Source organism: Bacillus sp. FSL R9-9834 (assembly GCF_038006905.1).
Taxonomy (GTDB): domain Bacteria; phylum Bacillota; class Bacilli; order Bacillales; family Bacillaceae_G; genus Bacillus_A; species Bacillus_A pacificus.
The window spans coordinates 1-24,743 of the sequence record NZ_JBBOWD010000002.1 but is presented as its reverse complement, the minus strand read 5'-3'; the positions used below and the strand labels follow the sequence as shown (position 1 = coordinate 24,743).

The following is a 24,743-nucleotide window of genomic DNA, read 5'->3' as shown; positions in this document are numbered from 1 at the left end:
AATTGGCTCTTGGATATGTAAAGGGAGCATCGAAAAACTTAGAGGTTTATTAATTCTATGTTTCTTCTAATTTTCGTTGATTAATTGCTCGATAAAGAGAACCTTGTGATACACCAGTTCCTTCTACAATTTCTTTAATAGAGTATTCTTTACTGTCATACATGCGTAATGCAATTGAGAGTTTTTCTTTTTCTAATTTGGGCCTATCTAATCTTTTTCCACGTTTCTTACTTGCTTCTAATCCTTCTTTTACTCGTTCTGCAATCAAATTTCTTTCTAATTCTGCGATAACACACATCATTTGCAACATAGCTTTTCCTGTAGGAGTTCCTGTATCCATATTCTCTTTCAATGATACAAATTGAATTCCTATTTCTTCGAACTGTTGAATAATACTTAGGATATCTAATGTTTTGCGTCCTAAACGTGAAATACTTTCAACTACAACAGTATCTCCTTTTCTTATCACATCAAACAAATTTATAAGACCTTGTCTTTCTCGGATTGTTCCAGTGAAGTTTTCTTGAATGACTTTTTCACATCCGTATTCAGTAAGTGAATGGATTTGACGATCTAAATTTTGATCGAAAGTAGATACGCGTGCATAACCAATAATCATTTGTTTCCTCCTGTACAATCATATACTTTCATTGTACCGAAGGTTCATTTATTGTAAAGGTATTTGGTAATACTTTTGGTAACTATTTTTTGTAACCTGAAAAACCTTATAAATATAGACATAGAAGCAGGATGAGAAATGTTACAAAAATATTGGTTTTTGGTAAGAGTTCTTTTAATGGATTTTTTTATAAAATACAAATGAGATTAACCTTGATTAATAATAAATAAATAAATAAATAAATCTTTGAAAATCCAAAGAATATTTTCAATTATTTTAGAAAAGACTGTTTTTTTATAATTTATAGTATGTACAAGCCCTACATTGAATAAATTTTTTAAAGAGAAAGGAGGTATATAATGTCAGATGAGAATGAAGAAGAGTATTCAAACGAATTAGCCCAAGCTGATTTCATATCTGCTGCAGCGTTTGATCCTAGTCTTGTAGGCCCTACATTGCCGCCAACTCCACCATTTACACTACCGACCGGTCCGACCGGAGCTACTGGTCCCACTGGAGCTACTGGTCCTACGGGAGCCACTGGTTCTACCGGAGTTACAGGTCCTACGGGAGCCACCGGTCCTAGCGGAGCCACTGGTTCTACGGGAACTACAGGACCTACCGGAGATACAGGTCCTACGGGAATTACAGGACCTACCGGAGTTACAGGTCCTACGGGAGCTACTGGTCCTACGGGAGCTACTGGTCCTACGGGAGCCACTGGTCCTACAGGAGCCACTGGTTCTACCGGAGTTACAGGTCCTACGGGAGTTACAGGTCCTACGGGAGCTACTGGTCCTACGGGAGCCACTGGTTCTACCGGAGTTACAGGTCCTACTGGAATTACAGGACCTACTGGAGCTACCGGAACAACTGGTTCTACAGGACCTACTGGAGTTACAGGTCCTACGGGAGCTACTGGTCCTACGGGAGCCACTGGTCCTACGGGAGCCACTGGTTCTACCGGAGTTACAGGTCCTACTGGAATTACAGGACCTACTGGAGCTACCGGAACAACTGGTTCTACAGGACCTACCGGAGTTACAGGTCCTACGGGAGCTACTGGTCCTACGGGAGCCACTGGTTCTACCGGAGTTACAGGTCCTACTGGAATTACAGGACCTACTGGAGCTACCGGAACAACTGGTTCTACAGGACCTACCGGAGTTACAGGTCCTACGGGAGCTACTGGTCCTACGGGAGCCACTGGTCCTACAGGAGCCACTGGTTCTACCGGAGTTACAGGTCCTACTGGAGTTACAGGTCCTACTGGAGCTACTGGTCCTACGGGAGCCACTGGTCCTACGGGAGCCACTGGTTCTACCGGAGTTACAGGTCCTACTGGAATTACAGGACCTACTGGAGCTACCGGAACAACTGGTTCTACAGGACCTACCGGAGTTACAGGTCCTACGGGAGTTACAGGACCTACGGGAGCTACTGGTCCTACGGGAGCCACTGGTCCTACGGGAGCCACTGGTTCTACCGGAGCTACAGGACCTACCGGAGCTACAGGACCTACCGGAGCTACTGGCGCTACAGCAACAACTTCTACAAAGGCTATCCTTTTTGGTGGTACTAATGCGGGATTTCAGCGCATAGCAGGATCACCTGGTGCAGATTCACAAACGCTCCCTTATGTAACAGCAGGAGCTGGTAGTGTTGTTGCGTTTTCTGCTTCTATAAATGTAAATAACTTAGGTACAGGTGTATATTTGTTGCGAGTATGTGATAATGTACCTACTAATCTAGCTTCACCGGGTGCTGGTCAAATAGTCTCTACAATTACGCTTACACTTACAGCCAATATTACTGGAACTATAGTGTTTTCGATTAAACCAACTGATATTGGAGCACAACCTGTAAAGGTATTTAATCCTAATCCAGTGGTAGCCCCTGCAACAGTTACATGGACTAGTACAATACCTGGTAATCCAGTTGCAAGGACAGATGCTATCTCACTTTTTATAACTCCAGGAATTACTCAAAGTGCTGTATACTCTGTATTTATATCTACTGCAGTTTAAAAAAATTAATACTATATACATACAATACTAGTTTTGAAGGACTAATATTGTATACGAATTTATGGTAGAGCCCAAGGGATATAGGGCTCTTTTTTTATGGATTAAGACTGGGATTTTACATTTGATATATACTAATCAAATTATACTTAGTTAAATGCTATAATTTGTATAATAAAGGCTATTCTCATGTCCCCTTATAGCATCTGCAGAGATCTTTATTAACCGTATATACAACATTGCGCTCCATAACTTTAAACAATTTAAACTAAAAAATAAAAATAAATTCTTAAAGAGAGGAAAAAAGAAAGAATGGGAGTTAAACAATTACTGTCGGAGGCACAACGAAATGAATTAATGGATTTATCACGTTTAACAGAATGGGATTTGGTAACATTTCATACCTTTTCTAAACATGACTTACATTTAATCTTCAAGCATCGTAGAGGATATAATCGTTTAGGTTTCGCTCTTCAACTGGCATTAATTCGTTATCCTGGATGGGCTTTAACTGAGTATAACGATATTCCTATGTCAGTAATCAAGCATATCGCAAGACAGCTACAGATTCCTGCAGAAGAGTTTTCTAAATATGCCAATCGTAATAACACATTATGGGAGCATCTTAGTGAAATTCGTGAGGAGTATAATTTCACTAATTTTTCTTCTAGCCATGAAGAAAATCTGTTGAAACATCTCACACAACAAGCTATGGAAAACAGCAATTCACTTCATTTAATTGAAATAGCACTGTCCATGTTACGGAAATCAAAAGTTATTCTTCCTGCCATGTATGTAATTGAAAATATAGTTTGGGAAGCCAAACAGCAAGCAGATCAAAAGATATACAGTATTTTGTATGATGACTTAACATCTGAACAAAAGAAAAGAATAGATGCTTTGCTTCTCCCCACAAACAATGGAATTTCGCCATTAGCTTGGTTGAAACAGCTTCCTTCTCAACCATCGCCAGAGTCTTTTCTCAAGGTTGTGGAGCGGTTTGAATATGTAAAAGATATAGGGCTTGTAGTTGATACGAGCAAGATTAATTCTAATCGCCTTCGGCAACTTGCAAGATTAGGATCAAAATATGAACCATATGCCTTTAGAAGGTTTGACGAAGTAAGAAGATATAGTATTTTAGTTGCTTTTATGTTAGAAATCACACAAGATTTAATTGATTATGCAATTGAAATACACGATCGTATTATGATGAATCTTCAATTAAAAGGAAAAAAAGCACAAGATGAGATGCAAAAAGTAAATGGTAAAAAACTGAATGAAAAACTTATACAATTTATCAAGATATGTGGAGCACTTATTGAAGCAAAAGAAGTAGGAAAAGATGCTTTTACAGCTCTAGATGACGTTATGCCGTGGGATAAAATGGTGGAATCGGTTGAGGAAGCCAAACAGCTATCAAGACCTGTAAGTTATGATTATTTAGATTTATTGGAGACTAGATATTCCTATATTAGGCGGTATGCGCCTACTCTATTAAGGTCTTCCAGTTTGGATCAACTAAATCGGCAGATCCAGTACTTCAAGCGCTTCATACTATACATGATTTAAACATAAACGGAAAGCGAAAAGTACCGATGAGTGCACCTTTGAATTTTGTATCAAATCGTTGGCAAAAACATGTATATGATGACGAAGGTAATGTTAACCGACATTATTACGAACTTGCAGCATTAACAGAGTTGCGAAATTATATAAGATCAGGAGATATATTTGTTTCAGGCAGTAGACAGCATAAGGCTTTTGATGATTACTTAATATCTGAAGAGGATTGGAGAAACATAATAAATGCAGAAAATTACTTGGCAGTTCCTTTAACGGTCGAGGAGTACTTAACAGAAAGGATTACTTCTCTAAACCAACGTTTGGACTGGTTATCAAAAAATAGTGAAAAATTAGAAGGTGTTGATATCAGCCAAGGAAAGCTATATGTGGAGAGGTTAGATAAAGGGACTCCAGAAGAAGCAAAAGCATTTAGTATGCGCCTACATAATATGTTACCAAGAATAAAACTCACAGATTTACTATTAGAAGTAGCTAGCTGGACTGGATTTCATGAGCAATTTATTCATGCTTCAACGAACAAATCTCCTGATCAAGAAGAGAAGAATATAGTATTAGCAACTCTGATGGCAATGGGAACAAATATTGGTCTTACAAAGATGGCAGAGGCTACTCCTGGAATCTCTTATAGACAAATGGCAAACACTGCGCAATGGAGAATGTATGATGATGCTATGGTTCGAGCTCAGTCTGTTCTAGTTAACTTTCAACACAGGCGACAATTAGCAACATATTGGGGAGACGGTAATACATCGTCTTCAGATGGAATGCGGGTACCTATTGGCGTTCGCTCTTTACATGCTGATTCAAACCCGCATTATGGAACAGGAAGAGGAGCAACTATCTATAGGTTTATAAGTGATCAATTTGCTTCCTTCTATTTAATAGTAATTAATACAAATGCCCGAGATGCACTATACGTCCTTGACGGTTTACTTCATCATGAAACAGACCTCATGATTGAAGAACATTATACAGATACCGCCGGATATACAGATCAAGTTTTCGGATTAACACATCTTCTAGGCTTCCGCTTTGCACCACGTATTCGTGACTTAATGGATACAAAACTTTTTACTATTAACGGTGTGCAAGAATATCCAAATGTTCAGTCACTATTAAAAGGGAAAATTAATTTAAAGGTTATTCAAGAAAATTACAATGATGTTTTACGGTTAGCATACTCCGTAAGAACAGGTAAAGTATCTAGCTCACTTATAATGGGGAAACTTGGATCTTATGCAAGACAAAATAAATTAGCGACCGCCCTTGGTGAAATGGGTCGAATAGAAAAAACGATCTTTACCTTAGATTATATTTCGAGTAAATCAGTGAGGAGAAAAATACAAAAAGGCTTAAATAAAGGCGAAGCCACAAATGCCTTAGCCAGAGCTATATTTTTCGGAAAGAGCGGAGAGTTTAGAGAAAGAGCCCTCCAAGATCAATTGCAACGGGCCAGTGCACTTAATATTATTATTAATGCGATAAGTGTATGGAATACGGTCTATATGGAAAAAGCCGTAGAAGAATTAAAAGATACAGGCGAATTTCGAGAGGATTTAATGCCGTATATATGGCCTTTAGGTTGGGAACACATCAATTTCTTAGGTGAATATAAGTTTGAGGGATTACATGCAACAAGTTTACAATCCTTACGCCCTTTGAATATAAAAGAGCCGATTTACTCTTAACGGAGTAAAATACGGCTCTTTTTTCATATAAATTTGCTTAGCGTGGTTTTTTTCCGAAATGCTGGCTGTACCCCATGCCCATCAACTTAAGAACGAAAACAAAATGAACTTTCGTTCAAACAAACTAAAAAACACGTAATGTACTTTTGGTATTGAAAAGTACACACACCAAATAAACTCTAACGAGTTTCATTTTAAAAATTATGCAGCTTTCTTTTGTTTTCCAAACCCATTATACTCATAGACAACACCCATAATATCAAAGATAGTTTTCTTCTCATATCGATGAGATTTCCGTCCATTCTTCTGTAGGAGGTCGAACAAACGGATTAAAATCTTTGTTAGATTTTGGGTGTTTCTCTGTATCGCTTGATATAACAGCGATACATGATCTTGAATCATCCCAATGGCTTTATATTCACTTAATTCTCTTTTGTTCTTTTGCAAAAGAAGTTTACGCATCTTAAACATCGTAGAAGAACAGATAAAGATGGCAATAAGTCTTCCATACACATGACATTCTAATCGCTCTTTTTTGATAGTTTGCCAATGATGAATTTGAAATAAGGATTTCCACGTTTTAAAAATAATTTCTATTTGCCAGCGAAGGGAGTAAAAGTCATGTATTTGTTCCATCGGAACAACTCCTTCAGGCGTATTTGAGACATATATGTTGATACCCGTTAATCGTTTACTCTTTTCTGAAAATGTAATACCCTTTTTACTTTCAGTGTAACTTTGTTTTTTTCTACGTTCCTGTATCTGTTTGTCTGTTAAACGATAGATAATTACACGTGTGAATAGTTTTTGATTCTTTCCAATGTAAGCTTCTTTTATTTCGTATGTTTGACCGGGTTTTAAATTGTTCATAATATGTTCTAAATCAACTTGGATATACTGTGATTGCTTTTTTACGGTTCCGTTTCGAAAGTATTCTGGAAACGGATTTTTTACATACACGGTATGGTTTAATTTTAATCTGGATATATAATAAGCACCTCGTTGATCCATTTGATCTAAGTCTTCTAATGAAAAATAACCTAAATCACGGATACATAAATCGCTTGGACGTAATGTGTCTAAGCATTCTGTTCCAAAGGTCTTATCATTATTTTTTCCTGGACCTATCTGAAAGTTTAGAAACTGTCCGCTATGTAAGTCATATTCTAATTGAATCTTGATACCCGCTGTTTGTGCACAACCACCTGATCCAGGATATACATGGGCTAAATGTTTTGGTACTTGGAAAATCGTCGCATCTAAAATACGAATTCGTTGAAAATACGTGAGCGCCGCGCTTGAAATGGCCGATGTTTCACAGATTTTACTTTTCCATAATGCCGAAAAAATATATTTCAAAAATTCAACCGCTTTTTTATCAAAGCGTTTATTGAGTCCTTCTGGACTCATAAGAGTGCCTGTGGCCGCATGTAATTGACTGCATAGTCGAACAAGCGAGTCACTCGCTGTACGTTGACTTACCCAAATACATATGGTAGCTAATTCATTTCCAGAAAACTTTCGTTTTCTTTTTACAAAACCTAATTCTTTTGCGAGTTCTTCCAAAAGAGAAGGGGTTAAATGACGATACAGTTCTTCAGAAAATAGTTGTAATTCATCTTGAATCGAAAGATTCATAAAAAATGTCACCCTTTCTAGCTAGCTTTTTAGAAAGAATAACGTTTTTTGTCACTTGGGGGTAGTGAAAATTCTTAAGTTGATGGGCATGTGGCTGTACCCCTAATACTCTTATTGTGAAAGGAAATGAAAAGGAAAGAATGAGCTTTTTAGTATCAGAGGTAAAAGCCCCGAAAAACTATGATGGCTCTCTTTATATTCGTCAAACAGCAGAAGAAATTTTTTTGTTGTTTGAGACTCGTTGGAGTCCGGATGAACACTGGTTTCAGGAAGCCTGCGAGAAATTTCCTACTCTTGAAATTGAATTAATCCATGTGGAAGAAAACGAGGGGATTGCCGGTAGAATGTGGAACGATGGTGGGAATGTCAAAAGCATCTTAGCTTACAGAGACGAAGATAGACACGCCTATAACCAAATTGTGTATTCATAAGAATATCGCTTGATATATTAACCTTAAAATATATCAATACCAATAGGTTAATCTAGTTTACTAGGTTAATCATTTACAAATCACGATAATTTTATAAAGTGAACAACAAAATGAACTAAAATAAAAAAACCACAATGCACATTACAATGCAACTTGTGGTTTTTTTATTTCAATACGTTTAACTTGTTCTTTTATTTTTCACGAAGTCGATTCATTTGTTCATACAACTGTTGTATTTGGTTAGTATAAGCTTCATTCATCTTGCGTATTTGATTTGCATATTCTTCATTAGCAGTAGTTAATTTTTTTTGATACTCTCTTTCTAATTCTAGCAAAGCGTTATTCTTTTCGTTAAGTGCTTTTTCATCTTTTCGCTCTAACTCTACCATGTGATGTTCTTTTAACGCTTCCATTTGATCGTTCAAATTTTCAATTTCCTCCTTTATGTCAACCGTTTCATAAAAGTGTTTCTGTATCTGCGCCTTTAACTCTTCTCGCTCAGTAGCAAACTCTTCTTTCAATTTCTTATTTTCATCAACGTAAGACTGGTATTCATTAGCTATTCCGGTCAGCATATCAATCCTTATTCAAATCAATTATATTACTATGTTAACTAGGTTAATAAAGTTAACTAAAAAGATATATTTATTTCATTTATTGTATCATTCCAATTCCTCTTCATCTATCGTTACAAACGAGAAGAATAGATTTAATTGTTTCTGTTAAACTAAAACTTTAACCTTTTCTCAATACATTACTAACATCTCATTTTAAAAAAATATTAACCTTTTAAATATTATATTATCGATTGATTAACCATATTAACCTAGTTAACTTTTATAAAAAAATAAAAAACTAATAATAAAATAAAATAGCCACTTATTCATATGAACAGGGGCTATTCAGTGCTTGAGAATCGCATTTAAACGAAGCTATCTTTTATTTTGTGCGTAATTGGTCACTCGATGCAAAATAAACGCATTTATTTTTTCGGTGATATTTCAGAGCTACAGTATTCATTTTAAACTCTTCTTCTTTGGTGAACGCTTTCAAGTGCTTGATTAATTGTTCGTTCTACCCATTGGCTCATGGTGATATTCTCTTGTTCGGCTAATTGCTTTACAGTGTCCAACATCTTTATTGGTAGTTCTAAATTCGTTTTACGATAAGCACTCCGAACAACCAAGAAGCCTTCAGCAATCTCAATCGTTCCCTCTTTTATAAAAGGAATAAGCTGGTCTAGTTTAAAAGGAACAGAATGATGGAGGGATATTTCCCCTGCTTTCATCGAAATATACACACCCTGCTCCTGTTCCCGAATCCCTACATTTTCAATTCCCCAAGATTCATACAAAAAGTCAATAAACGGATATAAAATATCCTCCCCTTTAGGAATCTGGATATGAACGTAGCCTTTATAATCTAGTATATCTTTATGGATTTCATAACAAGGTTCTAGGCCATACTTTTCAATCCCTTCATTATATTCTACCCATTTTTGATAGTATGGAAGATAAAATCCCCAGTTTAATTCTTCATCTTTCATCACCCTGGCAGCTGTACTATCTGGAGATTGAAAGTACTGAAAAAGCACAATATCATGGTTAGTATCATAATATTCATTTTTTCGAACACGCTCAAATTCCAAGGACTGAAACAATTCTTTTGCTTCTAGGAATGCCTTTTCTGAAATAACATAATTCGTTCGATAATTTCCATCACAAGCTATGTGTTATTTATAATTATCGAACACATCATAATAATATACAAGAAAAGGAGGTTAATCATTATCTCAAATGATTAACCTCCTTTTCTTGTATATTACAAATCTCTCATGAAAACCAGTTTTTTCGGAGTGTCACAGTGACCGGTTTTTTGATTCTAAAAATCTCAATAAACTTCGGGCGGTCACAGTGACAGTACTTTAGATTTAAGATAATGGTATACTCCATCTTCATCGCAGGTGAATTCCGTTACATCATCCGCGATTTCTTTGATATGTTCTGGAGCGTTTTTCATAGCGACAGCATAACTAACAAACTGTAACATTGGTAAATCATTATCGCTGTCCCCAATAGCGAGAGTCTCTCCTCCGGACAAACTAAAATGCTGCAGCATCTGTTTTATCCCTGTTGCTTTATTCACGTTTGCAGCCATTAATTCAACATTGTGTTCAGTAGATGAAGAGGTAGTAAAATCCATTACCTGCTTAATTTTATCAAGTTCATTTTTCCAACTATTTATTTGTTTTTTTGTTCTAGCAAAGAAGTAGAACTTTGAGAATTCATTTCCTTCTATTTTATCCATCCATGCTATTTCTTCTTTAATGGAATGCTTACGAGAAAGCCACTCGTTCATACCGACACTGTTTGGTTTCGGTTCTTTTACTTCATTTAAAACATATTGTTGATCTTGTTTTAATATAACTCGGGATGCTCCATAAGGGTAAAGCTCATAATATACTTTATTTTCTCTAGCTTTGTTAATAATAGTTTCCACCAATCTAAGTGATAGTGAATGTTTAAATATAACTTTTTTCCCTACATACCCTGTCGCACCATTTGAGGTAATTAACCCATCAACTTGAAAACCTTTTGGGACTAATCTTTCTATTTCATCCGCATCTCTACCTGTAGCTAGAATAACGTATATTCCTTGATTACGTAATGCATCAATGATTTCCTTTGTTTGAATTCTCACCTTATTTTGGTGATTTAATATGGTACCATCCATGTCCAAGAAAATAGCCTTAGGTTTTAATACCATAATGATTCCTCCTTATATAATTATGTCTAGATACTTCTTTCAGCCATATTGAAAAATGGTAAAAGCAGAGTAATATCATATACTCTGCTTTACTCAATGAGTTTTTAATTAAATATTTTCTACTTTATCAAACCATGGACTTGCTGTTTCTTTTAAAACGGCATTAAGTTCTTCGATGTTTTGTCTGCCTTCTGATCTTAGCCATTCTCGGCCATCTTGTTCACCTTTTTCACCGAAAACATTAACACCATTCTTCCAGGTTGCTCGTCCGCATAATACACCATTAAAGGTAGATCCCGCCTCTTTTGCAAATGTTAATGTATCTTGGAATAACTGCGCTGAAACACCCGCACTTAAAAAGATGAATGGTAACGTCGTAGCATCACTTTGTTCTTTAAATAATTGAAGCGCTTCTTCCCTAGAATGGATAACTTCATCTCCATATCCTTCTACGAATTTCATATTAACAGGAACTTCGACTTTCAGGACGTCCACTTTGTATTGTGGTTTTGAGAATTCCTTCATTGCATCAATCACTTTATGAGGTTTCACCTTGGCATATTCTTTTCCTTTTACATCATCGTTATTGGCATCATAAGTCACAATTTCTAAAAAGAAGGGGATTTCTTCAGCCTCACATTCTGAACCAATTCGCTCCATATATACATGTTTATACTCATTAATTTTTTCTTCTTCATCTACATCATAGTAGAGTAAAAATTTAATAGCATCGGCACCAAGGTCTTTTAGGCGTTTAACAGACCATTCCTCCAATAAATCAGGCAGGCGTCCTGGCTCTGATGCATCATAGCCTGTTTTTTCATAAGCCATGATGAGTCCGGCATCTTGATGTCTTATTTTCGAAGCGGGTAAGCCATATTCAGGATCAAGTAAGATCGATGAAGCAAAAGGTGTCAGTTCCTCCGATACCAATTTTTTATACGTAATGATTCCTTCATCTCCAATCTCCTGATCACTTGCATTAGCAATCATTTTCTTAAGAGATCCACGTTGGTCAATCGCAAGTGCCCCGATTACTCCGTTTTCATTTGATAATCGTTTCAATGCTTCTAATTTATTCTTTTTTAATGATAGCATAGTAGTAGTCTCCCTTTTTAGTAGATTTCGTTTATCTCAACTAAATTAAAATAGTGCAGAAAGTGGTTCAGATTAACGCTTCCGGTCCCAGCTTCTATTGTGTTCAGCATCCCTGCCGTCATCGAGGTTTTGATGGCGGTTTCAATGGATTCCCCTCTATTTAAAGAAACAGCTAACCCCGCAACTGTCGCATCACCTGATCCTACTGGATTTACCACATTAATTTTTGGTATAATTGCGTTATAGAATCGATCCTTATATTTAACCAAAGCACCTTTACTTCCCATTGAAACCATCACGCATTCAATATCGTTAAATAATTCATGCGATAATACTTCTTTTAAGAGATTTCTATCATTATTGACCTCTTTCCCAATAAGCTGAGACAATTCAGTATGGTTTGGTTTAATGGCAAAGGGCTTTTCCTTATGAAGAAGTACTTGTTTTAAGGATTCTCCCGAGGAGTCAAGTATCACAGGAACGTCTTTTTTATGACTGATGACTAGCATTTGATGGTAGAAATCATCGGGTAACCCTTTTGGCAGACTTCCTGAAATCGTAACAAATGAGGTCTTTGATAATAGACCTTCAAATTTATCTAAAAATGCTTTGCCTTCTTTTAGGGATAGGGTTGGACCCGATTCGAGGATCTCTGTTTGCATTCCTTCGTGAAGAATGGCAATACAATTTCGTGATTCTTTTTCAGTCTTTAAAAAGTCATTTTTAATACCAGCTTTTTTTAATTCTTGGTTGATAAAATCACCAAGGGTGCCGCCAATAACACCAGTAGCCAGAACATCTTCTTCTAATTGTGAAATAACCCGTGTAACATTTAATCCTTTTCCGCCTGCGGTTTTACTCACATGTTCTATTCTATTAATCTCATTTAATTTAAATTGTTTAAGAGGGTAAGAAATATCAACTGAGGGATTCATTGTGACTGATAAAATCATTTCACTGCCTCTTTCTCGTGTTTTTTCTTTTTTAGCTCTGTTTATGATGAATGTTGATAAATTGCCTTTGGGCCATGTGATCAGCATTTTTCTGCATAAATGGCTGAACGTATGCCCCGAAGGCAATTGCAGCATCAACAAGGATGTTTAACAAAGCCTTTCATTTCATTGCTTATCATCAATCGTGATATTCGCCCCTATCCCATTTTTCTAGGAACTCGTCAAAAAAGTGAATGTCTCCTGTTTGATGATCATTTTCTGGTTCAAGGGACATAATTTTTTTCACTAATTGGTTGTTTTCCTCTGTTTCATCATATTTTGCTTCGATAAAGTGATCGACAATCTCTAGGATTAAATGTTCTCCAGTAATTTTGCCTCCAACGCCAATGACATTTGCATTTAGTTTTTCTTTAGCATATTTGGCCGTGGCAACGTCTCTTACCAATGCTGCTCTTGCTCCTAGTACTTTAGCGGCTGAATTTGTAATTCCTACACCTGTTCCGCAAATCACTACACCTAAATCAGCTTCTCCGGTCGTAACCGCTTCTGCCACCTTTTTCCCATAGATAGGATAATGTGTTCTTGTAAAATCATACGTCCCCATATCAACAACCGTATGTCCTTTAGATTTTAAATGGTCAGAAACTGCCATTTTTACATCTGTTACAATATGGTCACAACCTAATGAAATAATCATCTTATACTCTCCCTCATTCTTTTAATGTAATCTCTCTAAATGGTTTATACGTTTTACATCATTTTGTTTAACATATCTACTCGGATTTGATGGCGTCCCCCTGAGTACTTTGAGTTAATAAAGGCCATCACAATACTTTCAGCCAAGCCTTTACCTACAACTTCGGCCCCCATCGTAATAATAGAAGTGTTATTATGGTCCCTTGTCATTCTTGCTGATCGTTCATCAGAGACTTCCGCACAAACGATGCCTTTTATTTTGGTTGCTGCCATAAAAGAACCCGCTCCATAGGAATCGATCAGAATAGCAAGTGAATCGCTGCCTTCTTTTACTTCATTTGCGACTAAAACAGTTGAATCTACAAAGTCAACGGCTCCATCTAGTGTTTTATCTATTACATCGATGTTTTTTTCTTCTAAGAAAGTTTTTATATGATTTTTCAACTCTAACCCAGCTTTATCTGATCCTAATAATATGTTCATGTCCATTCACCTCATATTTAATAAATTACTTTTACAAACTCTTCTAGCTTAAGCTTCTTTTCTTCGGGAATTTGATCATCGGTTATTAAAGCAGTTACCCCATCCAAATGATAGAAGCTAAAAAAGTCCTGTCCCCAAATTTTGCTATAATCAGCAACAATGTATTTTTCGTGGGCATTATCTAAAATAATGCTCTGTGTAATTCCTTCCTCTTCATTAGCTGTGTAAACTTCATTCCCATGGACGCCATTTGCGCCTATAAAGGCTTTTTTTACATTAATCTTTTTTAATGTATTATTCGCGAAGCTTCCGACAAAGGCTCCAGTTCGAGCTCGATAGCTTCCACCAATTAAAATAAGATCATAACCTTCGTTTTTATTAAAACGGTTGAAAACATGAATGGAATTGGTCACGATTCTTGCAGGAAATACCGTCAAGAAGTCATACACATACTCAATCGTTGTACCTGGACCGAGAAAAATTGTGTCATTTTCTTCGATTAAGGAGGCAATCGTTCTAGCAATTTGTTGTTTTTCTTCTATATTGATGCCTTGCTTCTCAATATGAGTCAGCTCTTTATCAGAAAATCCATTGACAGCTTTTGCTCCCCCATGAATTCTCTCAACTTGACCTAAATCCTCAAGCAGCTGTAAATCTCGTCGAACAGTCATTTCTGTTACATTTAATAATTCAGTGATTTCTGAGACGCGCACCATTCCATGAGTATTAATTAACTTTAATATGGTTTCTAGGCGTTGCTCTTTAAGCACACTGTCACTCCCTTCTCGATTTGTTCTAAAATGTTTGATTTTGTTCCTTTTCCTAGAATTTATCACCCGAAACGATAAATGTCAAACAAAAAAATAGTGGTGATACAATTAGCGAATAATATATTAACAGTTAATGAAAACGGTTGACAAAAAAATAATCGCTGATTTATAGTTTAAATGTAAACAAAAATAAACAAAAAGGAAAATAATAGAACATAATACAAACAAAAACAAAGCATTTCTATTATTTTCAGTAAGGAGTATTAGATATGAATAAAGAAGAAGTGAGCATGGTAGGTTTCGAAATTGTTGCATTCGCCGGTGAAGCACGTTCCAAATTATTACAAGCTGTTAATGAAGCAAAAAAAAGCAACCTAGATGCTGCAGAAGGACTAGTGAAAGAGGCGAAGGAAAGCTTAGCAGAAGCACATAATTCCCAAACCCAAATACTAGCAGCAGAGGCTGGCGGGGAATCCGTTGAGTTAGGCTTTATTATGGTACATGCCCAGGATCATTTAATGACTACCTTACTATTAAGTGATATTGTTGAACATTTAATTGAGATTTATACGAAGGGATGATTATTTATGAACTCCATGATGAATTCCTTAATTGCACAAATAGAAAAAATGAAACCTTTTTTCGAAAAGGTTTCTCGGAATATCTATTTAAGAGCGGTTAGAGATGGCTTCATTTCTGGAATGCCGATTGTCTTATTCTCAAGTATTTTTTTACTGGTAGCATACGTGCCGAATATTTTTGGTTTTTATTGGAGCAAAGAAATTGAAACAATATTAATGAAACCGTATGCATATTCAATGGGAATATTGGGCTTAGTTGTCGCGGCTACTACAGCAAAACATTTAACTGACTCATTTAATCGGGAATTGCCAAAGAATAATCAGATAAGTAATATATCTACGATGCTAGCGGCTATTGTTGGATTTTTGCTGTTAGCTGCTAATCCAATTGACGGTGGTTTTGCAAGTGGATATATGGGATCAACCGGATTACTTACAGCATTTATTATTGCTTTTATTGTAGCTAATATTTATAAAGTATGTATCAAAAATAACGTGACAATCAAATTACCTGAAGAAGTTCCGCCAAATATTGCCCAAACGTTCAAGGATTTAATTCCATTTGCAGTTACAACGATCTTCTTCTGGCTTTTTGACCTGGCATTTAGAAGCTTTTTCGAAATAAACTTTGCGCAGGCAGTTATAGAATTCTTCAAACCTCTCTTTTCAGCGGCTGATGGTTATTTAGGTCTCACGATTGTTTATGGTGCGATAGCATTATTCTGGTTTATCGGCATACATGGCCCTTCAATTGTAGAACCAGCTGTTGCGGCAATTTATTACGTTAATATTGAAGCAAACCTACAAATGTATCAAAACGGGGAACAAGCAGTAAATATTTTAACACCTGGTGTTCAACAATTCGTTGCTACTTTAGGCGGAACTGGCGCAACTTTAGTTGTTACTTTAATGTTCGCTTTCTTAGCAAAGTCAAAACAACTAAAAGCTGTTGGTAAAGCTTCTTCCATCCCGGTTCTTTTTGGTGTCAATGAACCATTATTATTTGGTGCACCGATCGTTCTAAATCCCGTTTTCTTTGTACCATTTATACTTGCACCGATTGTAAACGTTTGGCTTTTTAAATTCTTTGTTGATGTTTTAGGTATGAATTCATTCATGTATGTCTTGCCTTGGACAACTCCTGGTCCACTTGGAATCATCATGGGTACTGGATTTGCCGGTTTTGCCTTTCTCTTGGCCATTCTATTATTAATGGTAGACTTTCTTATTTATTATCCATTCTTCAAAGTTTACGACAAGCAAAAGGTTCAAGAAGAACTTGAAGAAAATAATCATCCTGTCAAAGAAGTAATTGCTCCGAAAAGCGAAACAGTTGTACTTGAAGTTAAACAAGACATAATAACAGATGAGAAAAATGTTTTAGTCCTTTGTGCAGGCGGTGGTACAAGCGGATTATTAGCTAATGCCTTAACAAAAGGTGCAAAAGAATGTAATGTTTCTATTTCAGCTGCGGCAGGAGCCTATGGATCACATAATGATATTTTGAAAGATTATGATTTAGTTATTTTAGCTCCACAGGTTGCATCAAACTATGAAGTGCTAAAAAAGGATACAGATCGTTTAGGAATCAAATTGGTATCTACAGGTGGTAAAGAATATATAGATTTGACTAGGAATCCTGAAAAGGCATTAACTTTCGTATTAAGCCAATTAGCATCATAAGAGGAGGATATTAAATTGGAACATATCAAAAAACAAGCATTTCCTAAAGACTTTTTATGGGGAGCGGCTTCTGCAGCTTATGAAATAGAAGGTGCATGGAATGAGGATGGGAAAGGTCCTTCAGTTTGGGATGTCTTTTCTCATATTCCCGGCAAGACACTAAAAGGAACAAACGGTGATGTTGCAGTTGACCATTATCACAGATATAAAGAAGATATTCGTTTAATGGCTGAAATGGGTCTGAAAGCGTATCGATTCTCTGTAGCATGGAGCCGGATTTATCCTAAAGGGTACGGTGAAGTGAATGAGAAAGGACTTCAATTTTACGATGATATTATAAATGAATTAATCGCCAATAAAATTGAACCTGTATTAACCATCTATCACTGGGATATCCCTCAAGCTCTAATGGAGGAATATGGAGCATGGGAATCAAGAAGGGTCATTGAGGATTTTAAGAACTTCGCCATTACCTTATTTAAACGGTATGGAGACCGGGTTAAATATTGGGTTACATTAAACGAACAAAATGTCTTTATTGGTCACGGATATGAGGCCGGCATCCATCCGCCGGGTGTACAGGACAGAAAACGAATGTATCAGGCTAACCATATTGCGAATCTTGCTAGCGCAGCTGCTATTAGTGTATTTCATGATTATGTACCAGATGGAAAGATTGGTCCAAGTTTTGCTTACTCGCCATACTATCCATTAGATTCTAAGCCAGAAAATGTATTAGCAGCAGATGAAGCGAATGATTATAACAATTATTTTTGGATGGATGTCTATGCGTTTGGCAGATATCCTAAGAGAATGTGGCGATACTTGGAGGAAAATGATTTACTGCCTGAAATTGAAGAAAGCGATTGGCAGTTACTTGAGAAAGCGAAACCAGACTTTATGGGAGTAAACTACTACCGGACAGAAACAGTTGTTGCCAATCCACTTGATGGAGTTCAAATGAACCATGCATTTAATAACACGGGTGAAAAGGGAACAACTCCTGAGAAAGGGATTCCTGGCCTGTACAAAATAGTAAAAAATCCGTTTACAGATGCAACAAATTGGGACTGGACCATTGATCCAACTGGTTTACAAGTAGCAATTACCAGAATTACAAGTCGATACAATCTTCCGGTTCTTATTACAGAGAATGGATTAGGGGAATTCGATACGGTTGAAGATGGCAGAATTCATGATGACTATCGAATTAAATATTTGCGTGATCATGCGAAGGCGATTCAAAACGCTATTGCGGATGGTTCCGAGGTGATTGGCTATACACCTTGGTCTTTAACAGATTTACTCAGCTGGTTAAATGGTTATCAAAAACGATATGGATTTGTATATATTGACAGAGATTTTGATGATAACGCATCAATGGAGCGTATAAAAAAGGATAGCTTCTATTGGTATAAAGAAATCATCAAGTCTAACGGGGAAAAATTAACTTCTGATGTTCAAGCATTAATTTCAGAAGGGTTAGCGAAGTAATTTCATTAGAAAATTTTTATAAACAGAAAACAAAAGGACTGGGTTTTTTCTCGCAGTCCTTTTCCTATCCAAGTAGGGTTTTCCAGCTCCTAGATGACGCAAGCAACTAAGTATTTATGATTAATATTCAACGATAGGATGATGAAAATGGAAGGTTTAATCTTTGCAATTGATTTGGGTGGAACATCAACAAAATTGGCTATTCTAACGAATGAAGGAGGTTTTGTGCATAAATGGCAAATTCCAACGGATACAAGTGAAAAGGGTCAAAATATTTTGCCTCATATTAAAGAGGCTTTTTATCACATTTTAATAGAATTAGATCTGAACTTAGAACAATTTATAGGTGCAGGGATTGGTGCTCCTGGTCCTGTAATGAATGAGGGAGTTATAACAAAAGCGGTTAATTTAGGATGGACCAATTTCCCGTTAAAAAGCCAATTAGAAAATCTCCTATCTATTCCTGTCTTTGTAGGCAATGATGCAAATTGTGCTGCCTTAGGAGAGATGTGGAAAGGAGCAGGAGAAGGATTAAAGGAATTAATATGCATCACATTAGGTACCGGTGTCGGTGGTGGTGTTATCACAAAAGGAAATATTGTAGAAGGAATAAAAGGTGCTGCTGGTGAAATTGGTCATATGACAGTAAAATTAGAAAACGGCCAAATGTGTAACTGTGGTAAGACAGGATGCTTAGAAACGATAGTCTCTGCAAATGGAATCTTGCATGTAACCAAAGAAAAGTTAAAATCCTGTAAAACAGAAACGAAACTAAGAAAAATAAAAGATGAAGAGTTAACTGCCAAAGATGTATTTGATTTGGCCGCTCAAGCTGATGAACTAGCATTAAAAATAGTGGATGAGGTTTCTTTTTATTTAGGTTATGCACTAGGAACCTTGAGTACCGTTATAAATCCTGAAGCCATTATCATTGGCGGTGGAGTTTCCAATGCAGGTGAAACATTAATTAAGCCAGTAATAAATTATTATCAAAAGTTTGCATTTCCAGCATCATCTTCGAATACGAAAATATTACGGGCAACTCTTGGAAATGATGCTGGAGTTATTGGTGCAGGTTGGCTAGTTACAAATGCAAGTTCAAGCATTAACCTTTTTACTAGATAATCTCAACTAGATTACTATTGATATAAGAGGAAAAGAAAAAACTTTTCCTCTTATACTGCAAATCTTAACTACTTCGGGTTGACCACTGTGACGGTTCCGGAGAACCTTCCCCCGCATTTCTTCAAAGTGTGAAACAAGGTTTTTCGGGGCGTCACAGCGTATCGAAGGTCCCCCCATTTATGCGTAGAGTTCAGCTCCTGATACAACACCTATACCTTGAATGCTGAAAATGAAGGCTCCTTTTATTTGAACAAATAAACCTTCGATTTTTCTTTTTAAGATTTTAATTTGGTCACTTAAAAAGTGTAATTGGTCTAGTTTTTGAGCCAAAAGGAAGATTTCTGTTTCTACCTTTTCTCTAGGCTTAGAAATGGATGTCTTGGCAAAATCTAATAGAAGTTGAATACATGAATCCCTTAGCTTTAAGTTTTCACGGACCGAAAGGTCTCGTTATTCCTGTTCCCCAAGCTCTAGAATGTCACTAGGATGCGGATAATATCGCATGAGATAACAAGGAGCTTTCCCAAAATTTTTAGAAAAGGGCCGGACATGTTTTCACTTTCCATCTTTCCATATAGATTTACTCTGAAACTTTCGAAAGATATGTATGATCCATATATACAAGAATTAGATTCTCGGTGGAGCTCCTTTCATTGACAAGTTCCCTGCGGGCATGTATTAATTTTTGTAGGTCATGAACCTTCCCTGTAGGCAGTTCATTAAAGGTGCCCCGGCCATTAATCATGGATTGTAGAATAGCCATAAGGTTCACATTATCTGTTTTTGACCAGTTTAAAAGGGCTTTTCTTTCCTCCACAGTAGTACAGCAATAATCGTACGAACATGATATCCTTCTAACTGACAAAGAAGAACTAGGTCCTAATAGTGACCAGTAGTTTCAATTCCTAAAACAATTTCTTTCATGTAATATCGATCTTTTACCGTTTTAATCTGTTGCCTTACCAGATCCAACCCTATCAATGAGTCAAAATTAAAAAAAATGGGACTTGGTCTTGCTTCGACCTAGTTACCACTTTTTCATAGACTTATTAATTGTTTATGACCTATACTTTTAGTAGACATTTTGTGTTCCTTTGTAGAAGATTTGGGAACATTTTATTAATCCATTATTTAGAAGCGCCTAAATGGAAACTTTCGCTGGAGGAATTCTTTAAAAAACAAAATTAAAGGTATAGTCTCCTTCTTGATTTGGTTTAAGAACGGACATACCCCCTTCCGACAAATCTAAATTTTCTTGTAGTCTTTCTTCTTCATTATAAATATTAAAATCCTTTACTTCTTCTGAGACGGTTTTTAACTTTTCATTAGTTTCAATATAAACCTTTATTTCATTGCTAGATTCATACATTCTATTAATGTCTCCAAGGTATTCCTTACCAGTATTTTTTAGAACCAAATGGTAACTAATCAAAAGAGGTTGTATGATTTAAAAACACCACTCCTAAACTAACCTTCCGTTACCTTAGGTATATAATTTCACAATCTCCTTTACAATTTAACATATAGATATAATTTTCTTTAAAAGGACTTGCTCCACAATATGACACTATAATGAAGTATGAAGTAACAAAGGGATACCATTTCAACAAGAGCAAAAAAATCCTGCTTAAACTAATACAGGATTTTTATCAGCTTTATTTTTTAAAATCTATATTACCTATATTGAACCTCTACTGCAGCAGTAAATTTAACTAATTACACTTAAATATAAATTGAGTGAATCTTCCACCTCAGCTGCTACTAATTGAATAAAGTCATGGTAATCTTTTGATGTATGAGCTTTATCCAGCGCATCATAATATTCTAGTCGATTCGCTACTTTAATAATGACAGGTGGAAATCCATCTTTCATGAGTTCTAAATTAAGTAATAAACGTGCGGTTCGCCCATTTCCATCAATAAATGGATGAATACCGACAAAAATAGCATGTAACATTGCTCCATGTTCCACTGGATGAAGGGATTTAGCTTCTGATTGATACCATGTCATCACTTGTTCCATCTGTTCCTGAATTAAATAAGGAGCTGGTGGTACATGTGAAGCACCTGAGATAAAAACCTGCTGATCTCGATAGACGCCTGCATACGCATCATCAATCCCTTTAAGTACTAATCGATGTAAATTCTTAATCTGCCATTCAGATAAAGGTTCTCCTTTATGGACAATTTCTTCTACATAAGCAACCGCCTCTCGGTGGTTAATAACCTCTAAATGCTCACGAAGTGTTTTGCCTCCGACCGTAATTCCTTCCAAAACCACTTTCGTTTCATTGATGGTGAGCGTATTCCCTTCAATGGCATTGGAGTGATAGGTCCACTCTAGTAATAATTTTTCACGTAAACTTTTTATAGTATATCTCGGTAATGGGCGTTTGCTATCTAAGAGCGCTTTTTTTTGATCAATTTGTTCAAACATACAGCCTCACTCCTCATAGGGAATTTGAGTTTCTTCCTATTATATACTTTTTATAAACATGTCTCTATGTTAACTGTTTTAAATTCATAATCGTGTATTCCTATATTATTCTTCAGAAGTTGTAACAAATCCTTTCTCTCTAGGATTCTCCCATCTGTAGAGCTTGTTGAATAACCTGCTCTACCCACTGGCTCATGGTAAGATTCTTTTTTTCTGCTAATTGCTTTGCCTCATCCAACATATTGATTGGCAACTCTAAATTCGTTTTGCGATAAGCACTTCGAACAATAAATAACCCCTCTGCAATCTCAACCGTTCCCTCTTTTATAAAAGGAATAAGCTGGTCCAAGTTAAAAGAAATAGAATGTTGAAGAGATATTTCCCCAGCCTTCATCGAAATATATACACCCTGCTCCTGTTCCCGAATCCCTACATTTTCAATTCCCCAAGATTCATATAAAAAATCAATAAACGGATATAAAATATCCTCCCCTTTTGGAATCTCGATATAAACGTAACCTTTATAATCTAGTGCATCTTTATGGATTTCATAACAAGGTTCCAACCCATATTTTTCAATTCCTTCATTAAATTCCACCCATTTTTGATAGTACGGAAGATAAAATCCCCAATTTAACTCCTCATCTTTCATTACTCTCGCAACTCTACTATCTTGAGATTGGAAATACTGAAAAAGTGCAATGTCATAGTTAGAATCATAATATTCATTTTTCCGGATACGTTCAGATTCCAAGGACTGAAACAAATCTTTTACCTCCAGGAACGCTTCTTCTGAGATGACATAATTCGTTCTTTCATCACCGAAAGGTACCTCCACAGCTTTAATAGTTCCATCCTTGATATATTTATAGACACTTTGAACAGATAAACCCAACTGTTTGGCCACTTCTGAAGGTCGCATACCTGTTGGATATTGCTCCCTCTCACTGGCTAATCGATCCACTTCCTCTTTATAGTATCGAGCTTCTCGATGTAGCCGATGAGGATCTGCCATTTTTCTAATTTTATTTTGTTTGGCATAATGGTAATTGGTCACTTTTTGCATGTAAAACGAAATTGGTAGAATCATTTTTTGACATAATACACTCTCCATAAGTGGCGTCATTATTTTTTTAACTTTATTATACATAATAATGGAATCTAAGTATGAAAATATATATTATCAATCTAAAACAGTACGGTGGATATGCGTATTGTAAGTGTTAAACTTAAACAACTTATTGTAATCTTAACGTATCCTTATTGCAAATGGTGACAGCTTCGCTGGTACTCACCCTAATATTGCCGTCTATAGCAAAAATATTCATTTTAGTTACAACCCTTAGCGTACCTAAATCAAGGATTTGAATTCCAAAAAATGTCTTAACGTGGGTTTTATGTCATTTGGTTGGCGGGACCCCTGAACGAACAAAGTCTGGTCTTCAAGCAGCAAGATCAAGAGGAAAGAAAGGTGGGAGACCTACTAAGAAAGAAGATAAAGTGGAAATGGCTGTTAAGATGTATAAGAGTAAAGACTATACAATTAAGCAAATTACAGTGGCGACTGGTATCAGTAAGACCACGCTGTATAGGTATTTAGACAAGGCGCTATAGGGTTGCCTCAGTAAGTCGGTTGCAGAAATTACATTTTATGTAAATCATCTGACGGACTAGAGCAGCAACCCTGTGACTAGGCCATATTGAAAGTGTTGTATTTGAAAATGATAAAGCTAAATGTTTTTATGATAAATTCCCAGTAAATAAAGGTCATATGTTAATAGTACCGAAGAGACACTGTGAGGATTATTTTGGTTTAACTATTGAAGAAAAACTTTCAATAGATAAATTAGTATTGAGATGTCAACAGCGGTTCTATTTTCCCTAATTTCAGCGGTCCAAAATTCCCTATTACTAATTAACGGCCGGTTGTATGCCGGCTTTTTGCTTTTCACGAAGTCTAAATGATTGTCCTTTGATATTGAAAGTTGTGGAGTAATGCAACAATCTATCCAAAACCGCTGTTGCTAGGACGTCATCGCCAAATATTTTCCCCCACTCAATATACGATTTGTTAGAGGTTAAAATAATTGACCCTTTTTCATAACGTTTTGAAATGATACGAAAGAATAAATCTGCACTTAACTCATCAAACGGAAAGTATCCCATTTCATCAATTATGAGTACATCGCACCTACTTAACGATCGGACCAGGCGAGAAGTGGTTCCCCTTTGTTCTGCCTTGCGGCAGGAAGTAATGAAATCATCGGCCCGGGTGTAGTAAGCTGTGTATCCTTGACGAAGTGCTTCGATAGCGAAACCTATCGCCAAGTGGGTTTTACCAACACCTGGCGGTCCTAATAATAAGATATTTTCTCCATTCTCAATATAACGACCAGTTATTACTTCTTTTACACGCCGTTCGCTAACACTTGGTTGAAATGAGAAGTCAAAGTCTTCGATAGTCTTGTGAAACGGTAGCTTTGATTTCTTTATTCTAGTTTCTAGTGCTGCACCTTCTTTGTGTTCAATTTCATGTTGAAGAAGGGTGTTTAGAAATTCAGAATATGTTACATTATGTTTAGAGGCATCTTCTAGGATGCCATCTAATTGATTGGCTATGTAAACCAAGCCAACTTTCTTAAGACGTTCAGTTATAAGTTGTGCGTTCAT

The 24,743-nt window shown here is 36.3% G+C and carries 21 protein-coding genes and 3 pseudogenes; 10 read left to right on the top strand and 14 right to left on the bottom strand.

Going from position 1 to position 24,743, the window contains the following annotated elements:
• Positions 1-55: 55 nt before the first annotated feature.
• Positions 56-619 (bottom strand): recombinase family protein, encoded by a 564-nt coding sequence (locus MKY00_RS27750; protein ID WP_000583540.1) that lies wholly within the window; start codon positions 617-619, stop codon positions 56-58.
• Positions 620-978: 359 nt separating this feature from the next.
• On the opposite strand from MKY00_RS27750, the pseudogene MKY00_RS30280 reads away from it, so the two are divergent.
• The 3 genes and pseudogenes from MKY00_RS30280 to MKY00_RS27740 all read left to right on the top strand — a co-directional run.
• Positions 979-1,107 (top strand): annotated as a pseudogene (locus MKY00_RS30280) (exosporium leader peptide-containing protein); the annotation flags it as partial.
• 354 nt (positions 1,108-1,461) lie between these two features.
• Positions 1,462-2,646: a collagen-like protein gene (locus MKY00_RS27745; RefSeq protein WP_445662401.1), complete on the top strand. Its 1,185-nt coding sequence runs from the start codon at positions 1,462-1,464 to the stop codon at positions 2,644-2,646.
• A 309-nt stretch (positions 2,647-2,955) separates the two neighbouring features.
• A pseudogene (locus MKY00_RS27740) lies at positions 2,956-5,918 on the top strand (Tn3 family transposase).
• Between the two features lie 201 nt (positions 5,919-6,119).
• Here MKY00_RS27740 and MKY00_RS27735 read toward each other — a convergent pair.
• Positions 6,120-7,556 (bottom strand): IS4 family transposase, encoded by a 1,437-nt coding sequence (locus MKY00_RS27735; RefSeq protein WP_001053964.1) that lies wholly within the window; start codon positions 7,554-7,556, stop codon positions 6,120-6,122.
• A gap of 140 nt (positions 7,557-7,696) precedes the next feature.
• Between MKY00_RS27735 and MKY00_RS27730 the strand changes: the two genes are divergently transcribed.
• Positions 7,697-7,987, top strand: coding sequence for a DUF1281 family ferredoxin-like fold protein (locus MKY00_RS27730; protein WP_000009206.1), 291 nt, complete (start codon positions 7,697-7,699; stop codon positions 7,985-7,987).
• 191 nt (positions 7,988-8,178) lie between these two features.
• On the opposite strand, the gene MKY00_RS27725 is transcribed toward MKY00_RS27730, so the two are convergent.
• The 8 genes from MKY00_RS27725 to MKY00_RS27690 all read right to left on the bottom strand — a co-directional run bounded on the left by MKY00_RS27725 (position 8,179) and on the right by MKY00_RS27690 (position 14,753).
• Entirely contained in the window at positions 8,179-8,562 is a 384-nt protein-coding gene (locus MKY00_RS27725) for a hypothetical protein (RefSeq protein ID WP_000955217.1), read from the bottom strand.
• 446 nt (positions 8,563-9,008) lie between these two features.
• Complete coding sequence (locus tag MKY00_RS27720; protein WP_227585696.1) at positions 9,009-9,533, bottom strand: hypothetical protein; 525 nt, start codon at positions 9,531-9,533, stop codon at positions 9,009-9,011.
• 362 nt (positions 9,534-9,895) lie between these two features.
• Complete coding sequence (locus MKY00_RS27715) at positions 9,896-10,753, bottom strand: HAD family hydrolase (RefSeq protein WP_000243342.1); 858 nt, start codon at positions 10,751-10,753, stop codon at positions 9,896-9,898.
• Between the two features lie 108 nt (positions 10,754-10,861).
• The gene (gene lacD, locus MKY00_RS27710) at positions 10,862-11,851 is read right to left on the bottom strand and encodes a tagatose-bisphosphate aldolase (protein WP_000949804.1); all 990 of its coding nucleotides are present in this window, start codon (positions 11,849-11,851) and stop codon (positions 10,862-10,864) included.
• Between the two features lie 17 nt (positions 11,852-11,868).
• On the bottom strand, positions 11,869-12,804 hold the full coding sequence (locus MKY00_RS27705) for a hexose kinase (protein WP_000603954.1): 936 nt from the start codon (positions 12,802-12,804) through the stop codon (positions 11,869-11,871).
• Positions 12,805-12,982: 178 nt separating this feature from the next.
• Positions 12,983-13,501, bottom strand: coding sequence for a galactose-6-phosphate isomerase subunit LacB (gene lacB, locus MKY00_RS27700; protein ID WP_000587219.1), 519 nt, complete (start codon positions 13,499-13,501; stop codon positions 12,983-12,985).
• A gap of 53 nt (positions 13,502-13,554) precedes the next feature.
• On the bottom strand, positions 13,555-13,983 hold the full coding sequence (gene lacA / locus MKY00_RS27695) for a galactose-6-phosphate isomerase subunit LacA (RefSeq protein ID WP_001023673.1): 429 nt from the start codon (positions 13,981-13,983) through the stop codon (positions 13,555-13,557).
• Positions 13,984-14,000: 17 nt separating this feature from the next.
• Entirely contained in the window at positions 14,001-14,753 is a 753-nt protein-coding gene (locus MKY00_RS27690; RefSeq protein WP_000910758.1) for a DeoR/GlpR family DNA-binding transcription regulator, read from the bottom strand.
• A gap of 269 nt (positions 14,754-15,022) precedes the next feature.
• On the opposite strand from MKY00_RS27690, the gene MKY00_RS27685 reads away from it, so the two are divergent.
• The 4 genes from MKY00_RS27685 to MKY00_RS27670 all read left to right on the top strand — a co-directional run bounded on the left by MKY00_RS27685 (position 15,023) and on the right by MKY00_RS27670 (position 19,636).
• The gene (locus tag MKY00_RS27685) at positions 15,023-15,334 is read left to right on the top strand and encodes a PTS lactose/cellobiose transporter subunit IIA (protein WP_001030967.1); all 312 of its coding nucleotides are present in this window, start codon (positions 15,023-15,025) and stop codon (positions 15,332-15,334) included.
• An 18-nt stretch (positions 15,335-15,352) separates the two neighbouring features.
• Positions 15,353-17,017 (top strand): lactose-specific PTS transporter subunit EIIC, encoded by a 1,665-nt coding sequence (locus tag MKY00_RS27680; RefSeq protein ID WP_033674580.1) that lies wholly within the window; start codon positions 15,353-15,355, stop codon positions 17,015-17,017.
• Between the two features lie 15 nt (positions 17,018-17,032).
• Complete coding sequence (locus MKY00_RS27675) at positions 17,033-18,511, top strand: glycoside hydrolase family 1 protein (protein WP_000400079.1); 1,479 nt, start codon at positions 17,033-17,035, stop codon at positions 18,509-18,511.
• Positions 18,512-18,658: 147 nt separating this feature from the next.
• Positions 18,659-19,636, top strand: a complete 978-nt coding sequence (locus MKY00_RS27670) for an ROK family glucokinase (protein WP_000398674.1) — start codon at positions 18,659-18,661, stop codon at positions 19,634-19,636.
• A gap of 1,171 nt (positions 19,637-20,807) precedes the next feature.
• On the opposite strand, the gene MKY00_RS27665 is transcribed toward MKY00_RS27670, so the two are convergent.
• The 3 genes from MKY00_RS27665 to MKY00_RS27655 all read right to left on the bottom strand — a co-directional run bounded on the left by MKY00_RS27665 (position 20,808) and on the right by MKY00_RS27655 (position 23,187).
• On the bottom strand, positions 20,808-21,005 hold the full coding sequence (locus tag MKY00_RS27665; RefSeq protein ID WP_000273339.1) for a hypothetical protein: 198 nt from the start codon (positions 21,003-21,005) through the stop codon (positions 20,808-20,810).
• Positions 21,006-21,344: 339 nt separating this feature from the next.
• Positions 21,345-22,073, bottom strand: a complete 729-nt coding sequence (locus MKY00_RS27660) for a Fic family protein (RefSeq protein WP_000462861.1) — start codon at positions 22,071-22,073, stop codon at positions 21,345-21,347.
• A 139-nt stretch (positions 22,074-22,212) separates the two neighbouring features.
• Positions 22,213-23,187: a helix-turn-helix domain-containing protein gene (locus tag MKY00_RS27655; RefSeq protein ID WP_227599717.1), complete on the bottom strand. Its 975-nt coding sequence runs from the start codon at positions 23,185-23,187 to the stop codon at positions 22,213-22,215.
• 308 nt (positions 23,188-23,495) lie between these two features.
• Between MKY00_RS27655 and MKY00_RS27650 the strand changes: the two are divergent.
• Positions 23,496-23,687 (top strand): annotated as a pseudogene (locus MKY00_RS27650) (helix-turn-helix domain-containing protein); the annotation flags it as partial.
• A gap of 85 nt (positions 23,688-23,772) precedes the next feature.
• Positions 23,773-23,958 (top strand): HIT family protein, encoded by a 186-nt coding sequence (locus MKY00_RS30275; RefSeq protein WP_078214948.1) that lies wholly within the window; start codon positions 23,773-23,775, stop codon positions 23,956-23,958.
• A 26-nt stretch (positions 23,959-23,984) separates the two neighbouring features.
• Here MKY00_RS30275 and istB read toward each other — a convergent pair.
• Positions 23,985-24,743 (bottom strand): IS21-like element ISBce16 family helper ATPase IstB (istB, locus tag MKY00_RS27645; RefSeq protein WP_000993737.1); only part of this gene is annotated, 759 nt, incomplete at its 5' end.

Bases quoted from the DNA above. Each gene is read 5' to 3' on its own strand.
- MKY00_RS27750 (WP_000583540.1), bottom strand. From the start codon at position 619: ATGATTATTGGTTATGCACGCGTATCTACTTTCGATCAAAATTTAGAT.
- MKY00_RS27735 (WP_001053964.1), bottom strand. From the start codon at position 7,556: ATGAATCTTTCGATTCAAGATGAATTACAACTATTTTCTGAAGAACTG.
- MKY00_RS27730 (WP_000009206.1), top strand. From the start codon at position 7,697: ATGAGCTTTTTAGTATCAGAGGTAAAAGCCCCGAAAAACTATGATGGC.
- MKY00_RS27725 (WP_000955217.1), bottom strand. From the start codon at position 8,562: ATGCTGACCGGAATAGCTAATGAATACCAGTCTTACGTTGATGAAAAT.
- MKY00_RS27720 (WP_227585696.1), bottom strand. From the start codon at position 9,533: ATGAAAGATGAAGAATTAAACTGGGGATTTTATCTTCCATACTATCAA.
- MKY00_RS27715 (WP_000243342.1), bottom strand. From the start codon at position 10,753: ATGGTATTAAAACCTAAGGCTATTTTCTTGGACATGGATGGTACCATA.
- lacD (WP_000949804.1), bottom strand. From the start codon at position 11,851: ATGCTATCATTAAAAAAGAATAAATTAGAAGCATTGAAACGATTATCA.
- MKY00_RS27705 (WP_000603954.1), bottom strand. From the start codon at position 12,804: ATGATTTTATCAGTCACAATGAATCCCTCAGTTGATATTTCTTACCCT.
- lacB (WP_000587219.1), bottom strand. From the start codon at position 13,501: ATGATTATTTCATTAGGTTGTGACCATATTGTAACAGATGTAAAAATG.
- lacA (WP_001023673.1), bottom strand. From the start codon at position 13,983: ATGAACATATTATTAGGATCAGATAAAGCTGGGTTAGAGTTGAAAAAT.
- MKY00_RS27685 (WP_001030967.1), top strand. From the start codon at position 15,023: ATGAATAAAGAAGAAGTGAGCATGGTAGGTTTCGAAATTGTTGCATTC.
- MKY00_RS27680 (WP_033674580.1), top strand. From the start codon at position 15,353: ATGAATTCCTTAATTGCACAAATAGAAAAAATGAAACCTTTTTTCGAA.
- MKY00_RS27670 (WP_000398674.1), top strand. From the start codon at position 18,659: ATGGAAGGTTTAATCTTTGCAATTGATTTGGGTGGAACATCAACAAAA.
- MKY00_RS27665 (WP_000273339.1), bottom strand. From the start codon at position 21,005: ATGTATGAATCTAGCAATGAAATAAAGGTTTATATTGAAACTAATGAA.
- MKY00_RS27660 (WP_000462861.1), bottom strand. From the start codon at position 22,073: ATGTTTGAACAAATTGATCAAAAAAAAGCGCTCTTAGATAGCAAACGC.
- MKY00_RS27655 (WP_227599717.1), bottom strand. From the start codon at position 23,187: ATGGAGAGTGTATTATGTCAAAAAATGATTCTACCAATTTCGTTTTAC.